13 protein-coding genes are annotated in these 15,383 nt (G+C 73.5%); 4 read left to right on the plus strand and 9 right to left on the minus strand.

All coding sequences use genetic code 11. The features are described from left to right. Positions 1-66: 66 nt before the first annotated feature. From ACWEFJ_RS35995 to ACWEFJ_RS36015, 5 genes are all read right to left on the minus strand, one after another. Complete coding sequence (locus ACWEFJ_RS35995) at positions 67-420, minus strand: transposase (RefSeq protein ID WP_378094463.1); 354 nt, start codon at positions 418-420, stop codon at positions 67-69. 173 nt (positions 421-593) lie between these two features. Further along, positions 594-1,817 (minus strand): cytochrome P450, encoded by a 1,224-nt coding sequence (locus ACWEFJ_RS36000; protein ID WP_449716513.1) that lies wholly within the window; start codon positions 1,815-1,817, stop codon positions 594-596. A 330-nt stretch (positions 1,818-2,147) separates the two neighbouring features. Next, positions 2,148-4,709: a DUF4082 domain-containing protein gene (locus ACWEFJ_RS36005; protein ID WP_449716514.1), complete on the minus strand. Its 2,562-nt coding sequence runs from the start codon at positions 4,707-4,709 to the stop codon at positions 2,148-2,150. A 209-nt stretch (positions 4,710-4,918) separates the two neighbouring features. After that, positions 4,919-5,674, minus strand: coding sequence for an SAM-dependent methyltransferase (locus ACWEFJ_RS36010; RefSeq protein WP_449716515.1), 756 nt, complete (start codon positions 5,672-5,674; stop codon positions 4,919-4,921). Between the two features lie 426 nt (positions 5,675-6,100). Further along, positions 6,101-6,745: a TetR/AcrR family transcriptional regulator gene (locus ACWEFJ_RS36015; protein ID WP_449716516.1), complete on the minus strand. Its 645-nt coding sequence runs from the start codon at positions 6,743-6,745 to the stop codon at positions 6,101-6,103. 103 nt (positions 6,746-6,848) lie between these two features. Here ACWEFJ_RS36015 and ACWEFJ_RS36020 point away from each other — a divergent pair, with 103 nt between their 5' ends. The 3 genes from ACWEFJ_RS36020 (at position 6,849) to ACWEFJ_RS36030 (ending at position 9,137) form a co-directional block, all read left to right on the plus strand. Further along, a complete protein-coding gene (locus ACWEFJ_RS36020) occupies positions 6,849-7,868 on the plus strand; it encodes a hypothetical protein (RefSeq protein ID WP_378097859.1) in 1,020 nt (339 codons plus the stop codon). A 172-nt stretch (positions 7,869-8,040) separates the two neighbouring features. Then, positions 8,041-8,535, plus strand: a complete 495-nt coding sequence (locus tag ACWEFJ_RS36025; RefSeq protein ID WP_378097861.1) for a hypothetical protein — start codon at positions 8,041-8,043, stop codon at positions 8,533-8,535. Positions 8,536-8,819: 284 nt separating this feature from the next. Continuing rightward, a complete protein-coding gene (locus tag ACWEFJ_RS36030) occupies positions 8,820-9,137 on the plus strand; it encodes an STAS domain-containing protein (protein ID WP_449716517.1) in 318 nt (105 codons plus the stop codon). Positions 9,138-9,266: 129 nt separating this feature from the next. Here the strand turns inward: ACWEFJ_RS36030 and ACWEFJ_RS36035 are convergent, their stop codons facing one another. The 4 genes from ACWEFJ_RS36035 to ACWEFJ_RS36050 are packed head-to-tail and all read right to left on the minus strand — an operon-like array spanning position 9,267 to position 12,738. After that, the gene (locus ACWEFJ_RS36035; RefSeq protein ID WP_378095194.1) at positions 9,267-10,106 is read right to left on the minus strand and encodes a TauD/TfdA dioxygenase family protein; all 840 of its coding nucleotides are present in this window, start codon (positions 10,104-10,106) and stop codon (positions 9,267-9,269) included. A gap of 16 nt (positions 10,107-10,122) precedes the next feature. Further along, entirely contained in the window at positions 10,123-10,890 is a 768-nt protein-coding gene (locus ACWEFJ_RS36040) for an ABC transporter ATP-binding protein (protein ID WP_378095196.1), read from the minus strand. After that, complete coding sequence (locus ACWEFJ_RS36045) at positions 10,883-11,899, minus strand: taurine ABC transporter substrate-binding protein (RefSeq protein WP_449716518.1); 1,017 nt, start codon at positions 11,897-11,899, stop codon at positions 10,883-10,885. Before ACWEFJ_RS36045 ends, ACWEFJ_RS36040 begins: the two co-directional genes overlap by 8 nt. Before the next feature lie 23 nt (positions 11,900-11,922). Beyond that, positions 11,923-12,738 carry an ABC transporter permease gene (locus ACWEFJ_RS36050; RefSeq protein ID WP_378095200.1) on the minus strand — a complete coding sequence of 272 codons (816 nt, stop codon included), beginning with the start codon at positions 12,736-12,738 and terminating at the stop codon, positions 11,923-11,925. Between the two features lie 465 nt (positions 12,739-13,203). On the opposite strand from ACWEFJ_RS36050, the gene ACWEFJ_RS36055 reads away from it, so the two are divergent. Then, entirely contained in the window at positions 13,204-15,315 is a 2,112-nt protein-coding gene (locus ACWEFJ_RS36055; protein WP_449716519.1) for a M6 family metalloprotease domain-containing protein, read from the plus strand. Positions 15,316-15,383: the final 68 nt, after the last annotated feature.

Genomic DNA, 15,383 nt, shown 5'->3' on the forward strand with positions numbered 1-15,383 from the left:
CGTCCAGTGTGCGTCACCCGAGCGAGCGGAACAGCGGCGTACCGCCATCTGGACACTGTGGACGGGTCAGCGCTTGGCCAACTCGGCGGCGAAGATCGCGGACGCCTTCTTCAGCACGTCGATCTCCTCCTGCATGGCCCCGATCCGCTCGTGCGCCGACTCCAGCTCGGCCTCCAGCTCGGCGATGCGGGCGAGCAGCCGCTCCCGCGGCGCCTGCCGGAGCCGGGCGGCCTCGCCGGCGCTGAACATGCCGTCGTCGAGCCGCTTCACCCAGATCCGCAGGGACTGCTCGCCGACCTCGAACTCCTCGGCCACCTCGCGCAGGATCGACCGGTTGCCGGGCTCGGCCTGGCGGCGCTCGACAACCCGGCGGACAGCGGCGGCGCGCACCTCGTCGCTGTACTTCCGCTCGAACGCCATGGCCGCCCTTCCGTCAACACCGTCTCGACACAGCGTAACGAGTGGCGCCGCCTCCCGGACCACGACGGGCGGTGTCGCGCGTGCCCCGGATCGCCGGTCCGGGGCACGCGTCACGGCGGGGGAGGGCTCGCCGGACCGTCCACTGCCGAGCCCCGCGTCGCGCCGGGTCCGGCCTACCCCGCGGTCACGCTCCACCGGACGGGCAGGGCGCGGAGCCCGCGCAGCGCCCCGAACGTGCGCTCGGCCCGGTAACCGGGCACGGGCTCGAAATCCGGCAGCGCCGCCAGCAACTCCTGCACCACCACGCGCAGTTGCAGCCGGGCGAGGTGCACGCCCAGGCAGCGGTGCGGGCCGGCACCCCAGCCCAGGTGCCGGTCCGGCCGCGGCCGGTCGAGCCGGAACACGTCCCCGTCCGGGAACAGGTCGGCGTCGCGGTTGCCGCTGCCCCACAACAGCAGCACCCGGTCCCCGCGGCGCAGCGGCACACCGGCCAGCGCGGTGGCCCGCCGCACGGTCCGCCCGGTGGCCGCGACCGCCGACTCGTGCCGCACGCTCTCCTCCACCAGGGCCGGGATCAACGCGGGATCGGCCAGCACCCGCTGTCGCAGCTCCGGGCGCGTGCCCAGGACCAGCGCCGTGTTGGCGATGGTGTCCGCGGTGGTCAGCGTGGCCGCCGCGACCATCATGACCGCGTGCTTGAGCAGGGCGTCGTCGTCCACGTCGTGGTCGCGGACCCGGGCGTTGACCACCGCGCCGAGCACGTCGCGGTGCTCCGCCTCGCCCCGCCGGGCGCGGATCAGCTCCAGCAGGAGTCCCGCCGGCCGGTGCGCGGACCCCGCCGGGGTCGAGGTGAACAGCTCCCGCGCCAACGCCGAGAACTCCTCCCGGCGGTCACCGGGCACGCCCAGCAGCGCGGCGGTGACCAGCGGCGGCACCACCGCCGCGAAGTCGGCCACCAGGTCGGCCTCGCCGCGCGGGCGCAGGTCGGCCAGCACCCCGCGGGCGACCGACCGGATGTACGGCTCGTGCCGCGCCGCGGCGTCGCGGCTGAAGAACGGCCGCATCACCCGTCGCCACCGCGTGTGCTCGGGCCGGTCGCTGTCGAACAGCGGGGCGGACACGCCCTCGGGCGTGGGCAGCGCCATCGTCGCCCCGAGCCCTTCGACGGCCGAGCTGAACGTGGCGTCGTCGGTGGCCACCTGCCGGATGTCCCGGGCGCGGGTCACCACGTGGAACCCGCCGTGCGCGTCGCTGCGCGCGACCGGGCAGCGCTCCCGCAGCTCGGCGGTGCGGTCGTGGATGACCTCGCCCACCCCGGGCGCCGAGTGGTCGAAGCGCGCCACCCACTCCGGAGCGTCGTACCGCGCCGTCCCGCCGGACGCCACGTCCCCGCCCACGGCGATCGGATTTCCCACACGAACCCCCAGATCCTGGACACGACCCATCGCCCGGCGAGAGCGCCGGGCGAAGGACGGATCACCCTGTTGCGAACGAATTCCCGCGCGGCCGTCGGCGCTGTCACAGGCGTATCGGCCACGCGGTGAACCCGGTCGATTCTTCCAGGAGTCTGGGAGCGCTCTCGCACGTAGGGCGACGGGTGTCCACGACCTCCGCGACATCGGTGGAGCGGTGGAATCCGAGACCTGCGGGCACCCGAAGGTCCCCAACGGCGGTGCGTGGTCGGATCGGGGCCTCCCGATCCGACCACGCACCCGGGTGCTCGGCCGTCAGGCCGACGCCCACGGGGTCAGGCCCATCCGGACCGACGACAACCCGGCGTCGTCCGGCCGGAAGTCGACGTCGACCCAGTAGTTGGCGCCGTTGCCGGAGATGCGCGGGAACCCGCTGCCGGGGACGTACACACCGGACGCCTCGCCTCCCTCCGAGGCCAACGGCGGTGAAACGACCGTCCTGCCCCACAGGAAGTACTGCTCGTTGAACGAGTACCGCCCGTCGGACACGGTGTAGGAGGCGACGTAGGTCTCGCCGCTCACGATGGCCACGGGCTCGGCGAACCTCAAGGTCTGCCAGCCGGTGTCGGTCTCCCCGGTGAACGTGCCGGTCGCGATCCGCACGCCGGACGAGGTCCACAGGGAGCCCGTGTGGGTGCCGGTGCTGCCGTCGCTCTTGTGGAACCTCACCCCGTCCACCCAGCCGTCACGCGTCGAGGAGAACCGGATGCCCAGCTCGTACGCGCCGGAGTCGGTCAGGGACCGGGAGGTCGGCACCGCCGCGGCGCTGAACAGCGAGCACGGGCAGTCCGTCGTCGGGACCGTGGTGAAGCTCCAGGTGTCCATCGCCGCCATGGTGTTGCCGTTGACGTCGGCGACCTGCACCCGGGCCTGGTACCGGGTGCCGGGCTTGAGGGCGCCGTTCGCGGTCCAGGTCAGGGTCCTCCGGTCCGCCGAGGCGGTGGAGGTCCCGTGCAGGAACCCGCCCGAGCTGTCGAGCAGCGTGATGACCGCCGACAGCGGGTCGACCGGCTCGCTGAACCCGAGGGTCAACGGCTGGTCGAGCGCCACGTCCGTCGTGCCCGCGGCGGGCGTGCGGCTGTCGAGCGTGGGGCGGGTGGAGTCGCCGTTGAGGCTCGTGCGGTACACGGGGGCGACCCAGTAGTTCGACGCGGCGTGCCCGGAGGTGGGGAACCCGCCCCCGTAGCGGTACAGCCCGTTGGGGCTCGACGGGCTGTCCGGCGGCACGCTGATCGACCCGAAGGTCATCGGGTGCTGCACCTCGAAGTACCGCTGCGTGACCCCGTAGCGGCCGCTGGGCGCGAAGTAGGACGCCACGTACGTGGTACCGGCCTCCACGGGCACCGGTTGCGCGAACATCAGGGTCTGCCACCCGGTCGTGGTCTCGTTGGCGAACGTGCCGGTCGCCAGCAGCGTCCCCGTGGACGTCCAGAACGACCCGGTGTGCCAGCTGCCGCCGCCCACGCCCTTGAAGAACCGGACGCCCAGCACCTCGCCCCGGCCCGCGAACCGGACCTTGACGCCCAGTTCCACCGGCTGCGCGTCCTCGACGGTGGGCACGGCCGGGCTGAAGTAGTCGTCCCACAGCGTGCACGGGCACTCCGTCCGGCGTTCCGCGCCGGTGATGAACCGCCAGATGTAGGTGCCGGACTGGTTGCCCGCGGCGTCACGCGCCCGCACCGTCGCGATGTACGGCGTGGTGTAGGTCAACGCGTTCCAGGGGGTGAACTGGACGGTTCTGCCGCCGCTCTGGACGGACGTCTGGCCGGTCACCGTGCCGGCGGCGCCGAACAGCGTGAACTCCACCGAGTTCGGCACGACCGGTTCGTCGAACGTCGCGGTGAGCTGGGGCCGCGTGCCGACGCTGCCGGCGCCGTCGACCGGGGTGGTGCCGAGCACGTAGGGAACCCTGGTGTCCGCGCCGGGCTCGGGCGCCCAGACCAGGTCGACCCAGTAGTTCGCGTCGGACGGGGAAGCGGTGTCCGGGAAGCCGCCGCCCTGCCGGAACACGCCGTTGGCGCCGTCGACCCCGGTTCCGAGGCCGGTCAGCGGCTCCAGGTAGCGCGACTCCCGGAAGTAGTCGCGGTCGTAGGAGTACTGCCCGCGGGGCGCCAGATAGGAGGCGACGTAGGTGGTGTCGCGGGTCACCCGCACGGGCTCCGGGAGGACCAGGGTCTGCCAACCGCTCGCGGTCTCGTCGCGGAACGTGCCGGTCGCGAGCAGCGCCCCGGCGGAGGTCCAGAGGGAGCCGGTGTGCGTCCCGGTGTTGGTCCGCGCCTTGTGGAACCGGATGCCCCGCACGTACCCGTCGGACGTCGCGCGCCACTTCACGCCCAGCTCGACCGGCGCGTAGTCGGTCGAGGTCGCCGCCGGCACGTCGGAGTCGGACCACAGCCCGCACGGGCAGACCCGGGCCTCGACCGACGTCTGCGCGGCCGCCTCGTCGATCACGGCGTCCGCCGAGTCCAGGGCCCGGACCCGCAACTGCGCGGTCCCCGAGGTCGCGGGTGTGAACGTGTGGCTCCAGTTCACCTGCCCGGCCCGCCACGAGGCCGCGCGCCACGCCACACCGCCGTCGGTCGACACCTCGACCGCGTCGATCGCGCCCTCGTCGGTGACGGTGCCCGCGAACGTGTAAGGCTCGCCCACCTTCGCCGTCGGCGGGACGTCGGTGAACCCGGTCGAGGTCGCGGCGACCGCCACCGACCCGTGCGACCCGACCGGCACGACCGCCAACGCCGAGGCGAACACGGCGACCGCCAGTAATCGAGCCGCCGACGTGCCGGCTCTGTTCCGTGTCGGAACACTGGACAACATGCAACCCCCACCATTGCCCGCAGAGCCTCGGTCGGCCCCGGTTCACTGGCGGAGATCGGGCGGCGGCAGCGCGCCGTTACCGCGTTAGGCCCAATGCGGTGCGCGATAGTCCTTGTGGTGCAAGGAGTTGCCGGCGTGGACCGCGTTCCTGCGGAGAACGCGGCGAACCGGCGCCGGCCGGTCCCGGGGGACCGGCCGGCGCCGTCCACTCAGGACGATCGACGTGCGGTGACGAGGAGTCGCCCGTCGCCGACCGCGTACGGTTCGCCCTTCGGGCCGGCGAACAGCCCGAAGTCGCCGAACCCGTTGACCGACAACAGGTCGAGCACCTGCGCCACCGTGTGCACGTGGTGGACCGCGGTCACGTCGAGTTCCTCCGGGCCGCGGGTGAACCGGTAACGGCTGAGCAGGCGGCTCCCGGCGACGTCGTATTCGCTGGTCGCGAGGACGGTGATGTCGCCGGTCCGCATGGTCCGCGGCTCGGCCCGGAAGGCGGGCAGCACCGACTCGGCGGCCGTGGCGACGTCGACGACCAGGCCGCCGCCGGGCCGGACGGCGTCGCCCAGCGCGGCCGCGAACCGCCGCAGTCCGTCCGGCTCCAGGTAGCCGAAGCTGTTGCCGAGGCAGACCGCGGCGTCGAACCCGCCGTCGCGCGGGACGTCCCGCATGTCGGCGTGGACGAACTCGACGTCGAGGCCCGCGGCGGCGCGCCGGGCGTGCCCGATCGCCTCCGCGGACAGGTCGACCCCGGTCACGCGGTGCCCGCGCCGGGCGAACTCCAGGCTGTGCCGCCCGCTGCCGCACGGCACGTCCAGGACGCGCGAGCGCGGCGCGAGGCCCAGGCGTCGCTCGACGAAGTCCACTTCCTCGACGGTGACCTCCGGCGGCACGGCGCGCCGCCAGAACTCGTTGGGCAGTTCGGTGAAGAAGTCCACGTACCAGGTGGACGAGGGTTTTCCGGACATGGGGAAGCTCCCTGTGGTGCATCGGCTCTGGTCAGGGCGATGTCACCGGGCGACCCGGGCCGTCACGCGGCCTCGGTGCGGTGGCCCGGTGCGAGGCTCCGGGCAGCCATGGCTTCCTCCACGGTCAACGGTCACCCGGACGGTAGCAGGAGTCGGCCGGGTGGGTGCACGGGTTTTCCGTGCGACCGCCACCGCGCGACCCGGCCGCGCCGCGCCTCCTGGCCTTGCCTTCCCGGCCGCGCCTCCCTGATCGCGCCTTCCCGACCGCGCCTTCCCGACCGCGCCTTCCCGGCTGTGCCTGCCGTGCGCGACTTGCATGCCATGCCCGTGCCCGTGTCGGGCGCGCCGTGCCTCCCCGGCTGTGCTGGACCGTGCCTGCCGTGCCGCGCGTGCCTGGCCGGTCGGTGCGCGTCGTCGGGCGTTCCGTCACCCGGACGGGTTCCGCCGCGCCCGGTCCTCGGCGGCGTCGAGCGCCGGCACGAGCGGTGCGAGGGTGGTGCGGATCAGGTCGGGCAGCGAGCCGGCCGGCACGACGAGCCCGCCGGCCGCTGAGCCGGGTCGGGCCCAGCGTTCGAGCGCGATCCCGACCGCGGCGGCGACGCTCGCCGCCAGCACCCGCGGCGTGTCGGAGTCGGTGTCGCCCAGGCGGTGGGCGATCGCCTCGGCGAGGGGGTGCTCGATCGCGCCCGCGGTGCCGACGAACGCGTGGCGCAGCGCGGGACGCGTGGTGATCAGCAGCAACGCGTCGCGGTGCCGCTCGCCCGGGTCGGTGTACTGCGCCACGATCGCCTCGACCACCGCGTGGGCGAGACGGTCTCCGGCGGGGCGCGCGGCCACCGCCGCGGCGATCCCGGCCTCCCGCTCCGCGGTGACGGCGGCGACGATCGCCTGCTCCCGGCTGGAGTAGTAGTTGTTGTAGGTCCTCGGCGAGACGCCGGCCGCCTCGGCGATGTCGTCCACGCGCACGTTCTCGGGTCCGCGTTCCAGGGCCAGTCGCAGCGCCGCCTCGCGCAACGCCTCCCTGGTGGCCTGCTTCTTCCGTTCGCGCAGCCCGGTCCGCCGTGTCGTCACGCGGCCAGCATCCCAGCTTGAGGTGCGTCCGCGCAAACTTGCGTGCACGCACTTTTTGCGCCTAGCCTCGGTGGCACCACAGAGACGAGGAAGGACCGAGCCGATGCGTGGCAAGGGGATCGCGTACGACACGGGCTTCGTGACCAACGGTCGCAACTCCCGCGAGAGCTTCGACCCGGACGTCGTGCGGCGCGAGCTGACCATCATCCGCGACGACCTGCACTGCACCGCCGTGCACGTCGTGGGCGGCGATCCCGAGCGGCTGGAACTGGCCTCCCGGTGCGCCGCCGACCTGGGGCTGGAGGTGTGGTTCTCGCCGTACCCGCTCGACCTGACGAGCGCGGAGGTGCTGTCGCTGTTCACCGACTGCGCGCAGCGGGCGGAACGACTTCGGCGGGACGGGGCCGAGGTGGTGTTCGTCGCCGGCGTCGAACTGAGCATCATGAACCGGGGCTTCCTGCCCGGCGAGACCCTGGAGCGGCGGTTGGAGCTGCTGCTGAGCCGGCCGGAGGGCCGGGCCGAGCGGATGGCCGAGGCGGGCGCCCGCCTCGACGACTTCCTCCGCGAGGCCGTCCCCGCGGTCCGCGCGCGGTTCGGTGGCCGGGTGACCTACGCCTGCATCCCGTTCGAGCGGGTCGACTGGGCGTTGTTCGACATCGTGTCGGTCGAGCTGATCCGCTCCGCGGAGGTCGCCGACCGGTACCGGGAAGCGGTGCGCGGGCTCGTGGCGCAGGGCAAGCCGGTCGCGATCACCGGGTTCGGCACCGCCACCTGGCGCGGCTCGGGCGACGTGGCCCCGCGCAGCATGGAGATCGTGGAGCACGACGAGGCCGGCAACCCGGTCCGCCTGACCGGCGACTACGTCCGCGACGAGGAGGGCCAGGCCGCCTACCTGCGCGAGCTGCTGGAGATCTTCGACGCCGAGGGGGTGGACAGCGCCTTCGCGTACCTCTTCGCCCTCTACAGCCACCCGCACCGCCCGGACGACCCGAGGCGCGACCTCGACCTGGCGAGCTTCGGCGTCGTCAAGGTCCTGGAGGGCCGCAACGGCGACACCTACCCGGACCTGCCGTGGGAACCGAAGGCCGCCTTCGCCGCGCTGGCCGACCACTACCGCGGCTGACCTCTGCCGCAGCCGACCACTACCGTGGCCGACGCTGCCGCAGCTGACCACTGCCGGGGCTGACCACGGGCGACAGCGCCCCGCCCCGTCGATCCCGCCGGTGGTCCGGCCGTCGCGTCCGACCTCCGGCGGAAGCGGGTTCCGGAACCGCCGTTCGGGGTACACGAGCGCCATGAGCGCTGAAGACCTGAACTCGTACGCCGACCCCCAGGGCACCGGGTCGCCCGACGCCGTCGAAGACGACCCGGCGGCGTTGAACAGCGCCGAGGACCTGGACGAGGACCGCCTCCGCAAGGACCCGCTGGAGGCGGGGATGGACCCGCCCGAGCACTGGTCCGGCGTGACCAAGTACGGCATGACGCCGTGGGAGGAGTCCCACCCCCGCCCGCTGGACCAGCGGCTCGCCGAGGAGCAGCCCGACGTCGAGCCCGGCGCGCCCGCGCCCGAACCGGTCGACCGGGGCGAGCCGTCGGACCTGGGCGATCCGTCGGAGCCCGGCGAGGACGTGGCGAGCTTCGACGCCGACGCGATCTCGCAGGACGAGCCGGAGTTGGTGCGCACCGACCAGCCGGAGGAACTGGTGCGCGCCGACCCGGACACGCTGTCGCGCGAGGAGGAGATCCGGGCCGAGGCCGTGGGCCGCGGCCAGGCGGCCGACGACTACTGACCGCCCGGTCCGGCCTCCGCGACCCCGCGCCCGGCCCTCGCGTTCGCCGATCGCCGGCGGACGACCGGCGGCCGGGCGCGGGGACGCCGCGGGTGATCGACCCCCGCGTTGTGCGAAGGATGGGCGGAAACCGTATGTTCGACTTCCGACGAAGCGCCGGCGTGCGGCCGGGGCCGATCAGCGCGGCCCGTCGGAAGTCGAGAAGTTCGGACACGGAGGAGAACCGGCCACCGATGCACACGTCGTTCCACACCACCGTTCGTCACGCGGGCAATGGTCGAACCGTGGTGGACGTCGTCGGCGACCTCGACGTGGTCACGGCGAAGCTGCTGTTCGACCAGGGGTGCTGGCTGCTCGCCGACGGCCACCGCGACCTGCTGCTGGACATGTCCGGCCTGACCTTCTGCGACTCCTCCGGCCTGAGCACCATCATCAACCTGTGGCAACGGGCCGAGCAGGCGGGCGGCGACCTCGCCCTGGTCGCCATCACCGACCGGCTCGCCGGCATGCTGCGCGTCACCGCGACGGACACGCTCATCACCGTCCACCCGGCCACCGAGCTGGGCCACCTCGCGCCCCCGGTGGCGACCGAGCCCGCCTGACCGACGACGCCGCGGCCCGGTGGACCCCGCCACACCCGCGCCCCGCGAAGCCCTGCCGCGCCCGGCCCGCTCCGCCGTGCCCGAGCCCAGCGGACCGCGCCACGATCGGCGGACCGCCCGGCCCGCCGGTCAGACGCCGACCGGCACGTCACCGCGCAGGGTGATGCGGTGCATCACGCGCCGCTGGTCGCCGTAGTCGTCCACCGCGTAGTGCGCCGTGCTCCGGTTGTCCCAGACCACCACGTCGCCCTCGCTCCACCGGTGCCGCACGGTGAACTCGGGGCGTCCCACGGCGGCGAAGAAGACGTCCAGCAACGCCCTGCTCTCCGCCTCCGTCACGCCCAGCAGCCGGGTGGTGAAACCGGGGTTCACGAACAGGCTGCGCCGTCCCGACTCGGGGTGCGTGCGCACCACGGGGTGCTCGACGGGTTCCAGGGAGCGGACGCGCTGCCCCTCCCACGTGTTGCCCTCGCCGCCCAGCCGCTCGCGCAGGTACTCCTCGAAGTCCTTGCGCCCGTCGTGCAACGCGGTCAGCTTGTCGGCCAGCGCGCGCACCGGCTCGGACAGGTGCAGGTACGCCGCCTCCAGGTCGGTCCAGCACGTGTCGCCGCCGGTCGGCGGCAGCGTCACGGCCCGCAGCACCGAGCCCAGCGGCGGGCGTGCCATGAACGTGACGTCGGTGTGCCAGACGGGCGCCTTGCCGCCGTCGCCCGCGTCCAGCACGTAGATCTCGGGGTGGTCGGCGTCCAGGCCGGGCACGACGGGGTGCGCCGGCGTCAGCTCGCCCAGCGCGGCGGCGAACGCCCGGTGCCCGGTCGGGGTGAGCGACTGGCCCGGGAACACCAGCACCTTGTGCTCGACCAGGGCGGCCCGCAGCGGCGCGGCCGCCTCGGTGGACCGGATGTCGTCGAGGTCCACGCCGGTGACCCGGGCGCCGAGGGTGGGGGTCAAGGGCTCGATGTGCGTCACGATCTCTCCCTACTGGTCAGGCCGCCACGGCCCGGACGGCGCCCGCCACCTCGCCGCGCAGCGCGGCGAACTCCGCCGACCCCCGCAGCTCGTCGGCGGACACCCCGGACCGGGGCAGCGGAACGGGCAGGTCCAGCGCGACCCGGCCCGGCCGGTCGGACAGCACGACCACGCGGCTGGCCAGGAACACCGCCTCGTCCACGCTGTGCGTCACGAACACCACGCCGCGCTCGCCGTCGGTCAGCGAACGGACGTCCTCCTGGAGCCGTTCGCGGGTCAGCGCGTCCAGCGCGGCGAACGGCTCGTCCATCAGCAGCAGCCGCGGCCGGGCGGCCAGCGCCCGCGCGATCGCCACGCGTTGCTGCTGCCCGCCGGAGATCTCCCACGTGCGGCGCGGTCCCAGGGCGGCGAGACCGACCTGGTCGAGCAGCTCACGGGTCCGGCGCGGCCGTTCGGCGCGCGGCACGCCGGCCCAGCGCAGCGCGGTGGCGACGTTGCGGCCCACGGTCTGCCACGGGAACAGGCGGGGCTGCTGGAACACCGTGCCGACGTCACGGCCCGCCACGGGTGGCGCGCCGAGCACCCGCACCACCCCCGCGGTCGGCCGCTCGAACCCGCCGGCCAGCCGCAGCAGGGTGCTCTTGCCGGACCCGGAGGGGCCGACCACGACCAGGAACTCGCCGGGGTCCACCCGCAGGTCCAGCGGCCCGAGGGCGGGCACGTCCGCGCCCTTGGCCCGGTAGCGGTGCTCGACGTCGACCAGCTCCACCAGCGGCTCACCCACGGGGTGCCCGCAGTGCCGCGCGGAACGTCGCCAGGTCCGGCACCGAGTCGACCTTCTTCTGGTCGTGCAGGAACTCGGCGGTGGCCCGGAGCTGCTCGGCGAGCTTGCCCGGCGCGTCGGCGGTGCCGAAGTACCCGGGACCGAGCTGCTCGGCGTGGTCGACGTAAATGTTCTGCTTGAGCTGCGACAACGCGTCGTCCACGCTCGCCCCGATCTGCCGCGCCACCGCCTCGGCCACCACCCGGGGCTCGGTCTTGATCTTCTTGATGGCGTCGTCGGTGGCGGCCAGCCACCGGTCGAGCACGTCGCCGTTGGCCTCGGCGAACTCCTTGCGCACCACGGTGAACGTGAGGGTCGGCCTGCCCGCGGCGGCCAGCTTCGCGCTGTCGGTCAGGGTCACGCCGTCGCGCTGGAGCACGCTCAGGACCGGCGTCCACACGTACGCGCCGTCGATGTCGCCGCGCTGCCAGGCGGCCTGGATGTTCTGCGGCTCCAGGTCCACCAGCGTCACCGAGGCCGGGTCGACGCCCGCCTGCTGGAAGGCGGCCAGGAGGCTGTAGTGCGCGGTGGAGCTGAACGGGACGGCGACCTTGCGGCCCACCAGGCCCTTGATGTCGGTGACGCCACTGGCGTTGCGCACCACCAGCGCCTCGCTGTCGCCGATCACGTTGAGCAGCTCGACGACCTGGTACGGGATGTTCAGCGGCGGGCACAGCCCGGCCGCGGCGGGGCTGCTGCCGATGACCGCGAGGTCGATGGCGCCGCCCAGGAACGCGGTGTTGATGCTCGCGCCGGAGTCGAACGACGTCCAGGAGATCCGGTGGTCGGGCAGCGCCTTCTCCAGCACGCCCTGGTCCTTCACCAGGAGCGTGCTGTCGGCGAAGTTCTGGTACGCGACGCGGACCTCGCGCCCGCCGGGCGCGGACGGCGACGAGCCGCCCACCCCGCACGCCGCCAGCACCGGGGCGGCGGCGAACAGGGACAGGACCGATCTGCGGGTGACGGACATGGTGGTGCTCCCGGTGTCGGCGCTCACGCCCGCCCGCGCCACGGCGAGACGGCGCGTTGCAGCGCGAGGATGGCGGTGTCGATGAGCAGCCCGGTCACGCCGATGACGACGAGCCCGAGCAGGACGACCGCGGTCTGGTTGTAGCGCTGGGCGTTGAGGACCATGCCCCCGATGCCGTCCGCGCCGTTGACGGTCTCGGCGGCCACGACGGAGCTGTAGGCCACGCCCACGGCCAGCCGGACGCCGGTGAGGATCTCGGGCGCGGACGCGGGCAGCACCACCGTGCCGACCACGCCGAGCCTGGAGGCGCCGAGCGCGTGCGCGGCCTCCACGTACTGGCGGTTCACGCCCGTCACCGCCGCCGCGGTGGCGACCGCGACCGGCGGGAACGCGGCCACCACGAGCAGGTAGACCTTGGGTTCCTCGTCGATGCCGAACCAGATGACCAGCAGGCTCAGGTAGGCCAGCGGCGGCAACGCGCGCAGGAACGTCACGAACGGCTCGGCCACCGCGCGGACCAGCGGGACCAGGCCCATCAGCAGCCCGAGCCCCACCCCGACCAGGATGCCGTAGGCCGAGCCGTAACCGACGCGCCGCAGGCTCACCCCGAGCCGCTCGACCACTGTGGACCCCGCGTACCCGCCCTGCCCGTTGCCGCTGTCGGAGGCGGCGAGCAGCTGGTCCCACACCTGCACCGGTCCGGGCAGCACCGCGGGCGGCCAGAACTCCGCGAGCACCAACAACTCCCACACCGCGACCAACGCGCCCACCGCCGCGACCCGCACCAGGACCGCGTGCGTGGCGGACAACGCGGCGCGCCGCGGTTCTTTCTGCGCCATGGGAGAACTCCGGACCGGAAAGGGAGGTGATCAAGCCGGGGGTGAATGTACAGAAACGCGTCGGTCCGAATCGCCTTTCCCGGAACGTGGACACCTTCGTCCGGAGTCCTTGCGCCGCCGGGCTTTCCATGACATCGACGGGCGCTTGATCTCCCGGATGACGGGATTCCCGTCGTTCTCCGAACAATTCGGTGTACGACGTGTCGGGCTCCGGTGGAAAGGCGGACCCGTGGCCCTCGTGGAACCCCGGGACCTCGTGCCCGTCACGCCGGATCGCGCCGACACCAACCCGCACGAATGATTTCCGACCGGTACGGGCGTCGTATTCGGCGCGGCGGAGGCGGCGGGCGCGGCCCGTCGTCCCGGCACGAGCCGTGCCCGTCCGTCAACTGACAACGCCCTCGCACCACCGCGCCGGACGGGCGGTGGTGGTTAGCGTGAGCGGATCCGCACCACGGAGGTGGCATGGACCACACACCTGTCCGTCGCGGGCCTCGGCGCCCCGTCCTGCTGATCGCGACCGCGCTCTCGGTCGCCGCGCTCACCACCGGCAACACCGGCGTGACCGCCGCTCCGCTCGACGACCCACCGCACCACTGGCAACAAGACCACTGGCCGCAACGGCAGCCGTGGCAGGAAACGCGCGACTCCGCCCGCGTGGCGGCGCAGGCCGGGTTCCCCGGCCCGATCGACCCGCAGAACTGGGTCAACCCCGACCACATGACGTGGGAACGGGACTACCGGAAGGTGCCCGGCACCAACTGGGCCGACCCGTCGGTGAAGGGATCGGTGCGCAACTTCAAGGGCGCGCTCGTCCTGCTGGACTACCCGAACCAGCCGTTCGTCGTGACCCAACCGGAGCGGTCGACGGTCTTCGGCAACCCCGGCGCGGCCGCCCACGACATCCCGCGCGACCAGGTCGCCCGGTTCTACCGGGACTTCCTCAACACGCCGAACGATCTCAACCGCGGCCACACCGTGCACGAGTACTGGATGGAGGACTCCGGCGGGCGCTACGGCGTCGAGCTGACGGCGTTCGGCCCGTACACGATGCCGGGCAAGGACCACGAGTACGCCATGGAGTTCCAGGGCGGCGCCGCCTGCCCGGCGGGCGACACCTGCGACCGCGACATCCGCACCGACGGCAACGCCGCCTGGGTGGCCGACGTCGGCCCGGCCGTGCCGCGCGGGTACGACTTCGTCTACTTCCTGTCCGCGGGCCAGGACGAGTCGGGGACGTGGCAGGAGTTCGGGATGATGAAGTTCCCGACGAAGGAGGACGTGCCCGACGAGTTCGGCCCGCCCGACCCGGCCCTGCCGAACTGGTCGCGCACCCGTTACGTCGACTGGACGTCGTGGGCCGCGGGCTCCGGCATCTGGCCCAACGCGGGCGGCGGCTCGTCCACCCAGGCGGAGAGCTCCGGCCAGGGGGTCTACGCGCACGAGCTGAGCCACCTGCTCGGCATCGGCGACAACTACAACAACCCGTACGGCAACCCGCCGCGCCGCGCCTACACCGGCATCTGGGACATGCTGTCGCGCGGCTCGTTCAACGGTCCGGGCGGCCCGCACTCCCGCTGGGTCATCCCGGCGACCGCGGGCGGGTCGATGGGCGCGCAGCACGTGCTCCGCAACAAGATCAAGCTCGGCATCGTCGACGAGCGCAACGTGCTGCGCCTGTCCAGGGAGGCGTTGGCGGGCTCCGGCGTGGTCGTCGCGGAGGTCACCGCCCGCGCCGTCCAGCCCGGCCCGGACGGGCTCGCGGGCGTCAACGTCGCCCTCGGCGCGGGCGACCTGTCGCCCGCCTGCGACGTCCGGGCGGACCCGTTGTGCGACGGCGGCGGCTACCAGAACTACACGGTCGAGGTCGTGGACCGGATGGGGGCGGACTCGTTCACGCCGGACGCGGGCGTGCTGCTGGCCAAGACCAAGAACGCGGACCTCGCGCCGTTCGCCTGGGTGGTGGACGCCAACCCGCAGGACATCGGGATGACCGACTACGTGCTGCCGGACGGGACCCGGGTGCCCATCACGGTCGGCGACTACCGGCAGCTGTCGGACGCGCTCTTCCACGCCGGCACGGGGTCGGGCAGCGAGTACGAGTACGTCGACGCGGCCAACCGGCTGCACTTCTACGTGCTCGACGTCAAGCGCGACCGGCTGGGCGTGCTGTCCTACGCGGTGGCGATCAGGTCGCTGGACGGCGCCGGCCCGCAGCGGCGTGGGGTGAGGGTCGCGCCGACCGTCGGTCGCGCCGGCCCCGACGGCGTGGCGACGTGCCGCTTCCCGCTGGTCAACACCGGACGTGCCGCCGCACCGGCCGCGCAGCACCCCGAACCGGTCGAGCGGTACCTCGACGCCGACGTGTACCGGGTGTCGGCGAAGGCGGAAGGCCGCGGCTGGTCCGTCTCGCTGCCCAACGCCCTCGCCACGGCCGGGTTCGGCGAGGAGGTGGAGGTGCCCGTCCACGCACGGCGGGACGGCGGCCCGCTGGTGTCCAAGGTGACCCTGACGGCCACGTCGGAGAGCGACCCGACCAGGACCGCGACCGCCTCCTGCACCGTGATCGGGAGGTAGCGGGGCCGCGTGATCCGGAGGGGTGGGGGGGGCGCCGCCGGGGGGGGGGGCCGGGGGGGGCGGGCGAC

It is taken from the genome of Actinosynnema sp. NPDC004786, assembly GCF_053601135.1.

What these genes read in the sequence shown, in the direction of transcription:
- ACWEFJ_RS36055 (WP_449716519.1), top strand. Translation starts at nt 13,204, where the DNA reads ATGGACCACACACCTGTCCGTCGCGGGCCTCGGCGCCCCGTCCTGCTG.
- ACWEFJ_RS36050 (WP_378095200.1), bottom strand. Translation starts at nt 12,738, where the DNA reads ATGGCGCAGAAAGAACCGCGGCGCGCCGCGTTGTCCGCCACGCACGCG.
- ACWEFJ_RS36045 (WP_449716518.1), bottom strand. Translation starts at nt 11,899, where the DNA reads ATGTCCGTCACCCGCAGATCGGTCCTGTCCCTGTTCGCCGCCGCCCCG.
- ACWEFJ_RS36020 (WP_378097859.1), top strand. Translation starts at nt 6,849, where the DNA reads ATGCGTGGCAAGGGGATCGCGTACGACACGGGCTTCGTGACCAACGGT.
- ACWEFJ_RS36005 (WP_449716514.1), bottom strand. Translation starts at nt 4,709, where the DNA reads ATGTTGTCCAGTGTTCCGACACGGAACAGAGCCGGCACGTCGGCGGCT.
- ACWEFJ_RS36010 (WP_449716515.1), bottom strand. Translation starts at nt 5,674, where the DNA reads ATGTCCGGAAAACCCTCGTCCACCTGGTACGTGGACTTCTTCACCGAA.
- ACWEFJ_RS35995 (WP_378094463.1), bottom strand. Translation starts at nt 420, where the DNA reads ATGGCGTTCGAGCGGAAGTACAGCGACGAGGTGCGCGCCGCCGCTGTC.
- ACWEFJ_RS36025 (WP_378097861.1), top strand. Translation starts at nt 8,041, where the DNA reads ATGAGCGCTGAAGACCTGAACTCGTACGCCGACCCCCAGGGCACCGGG.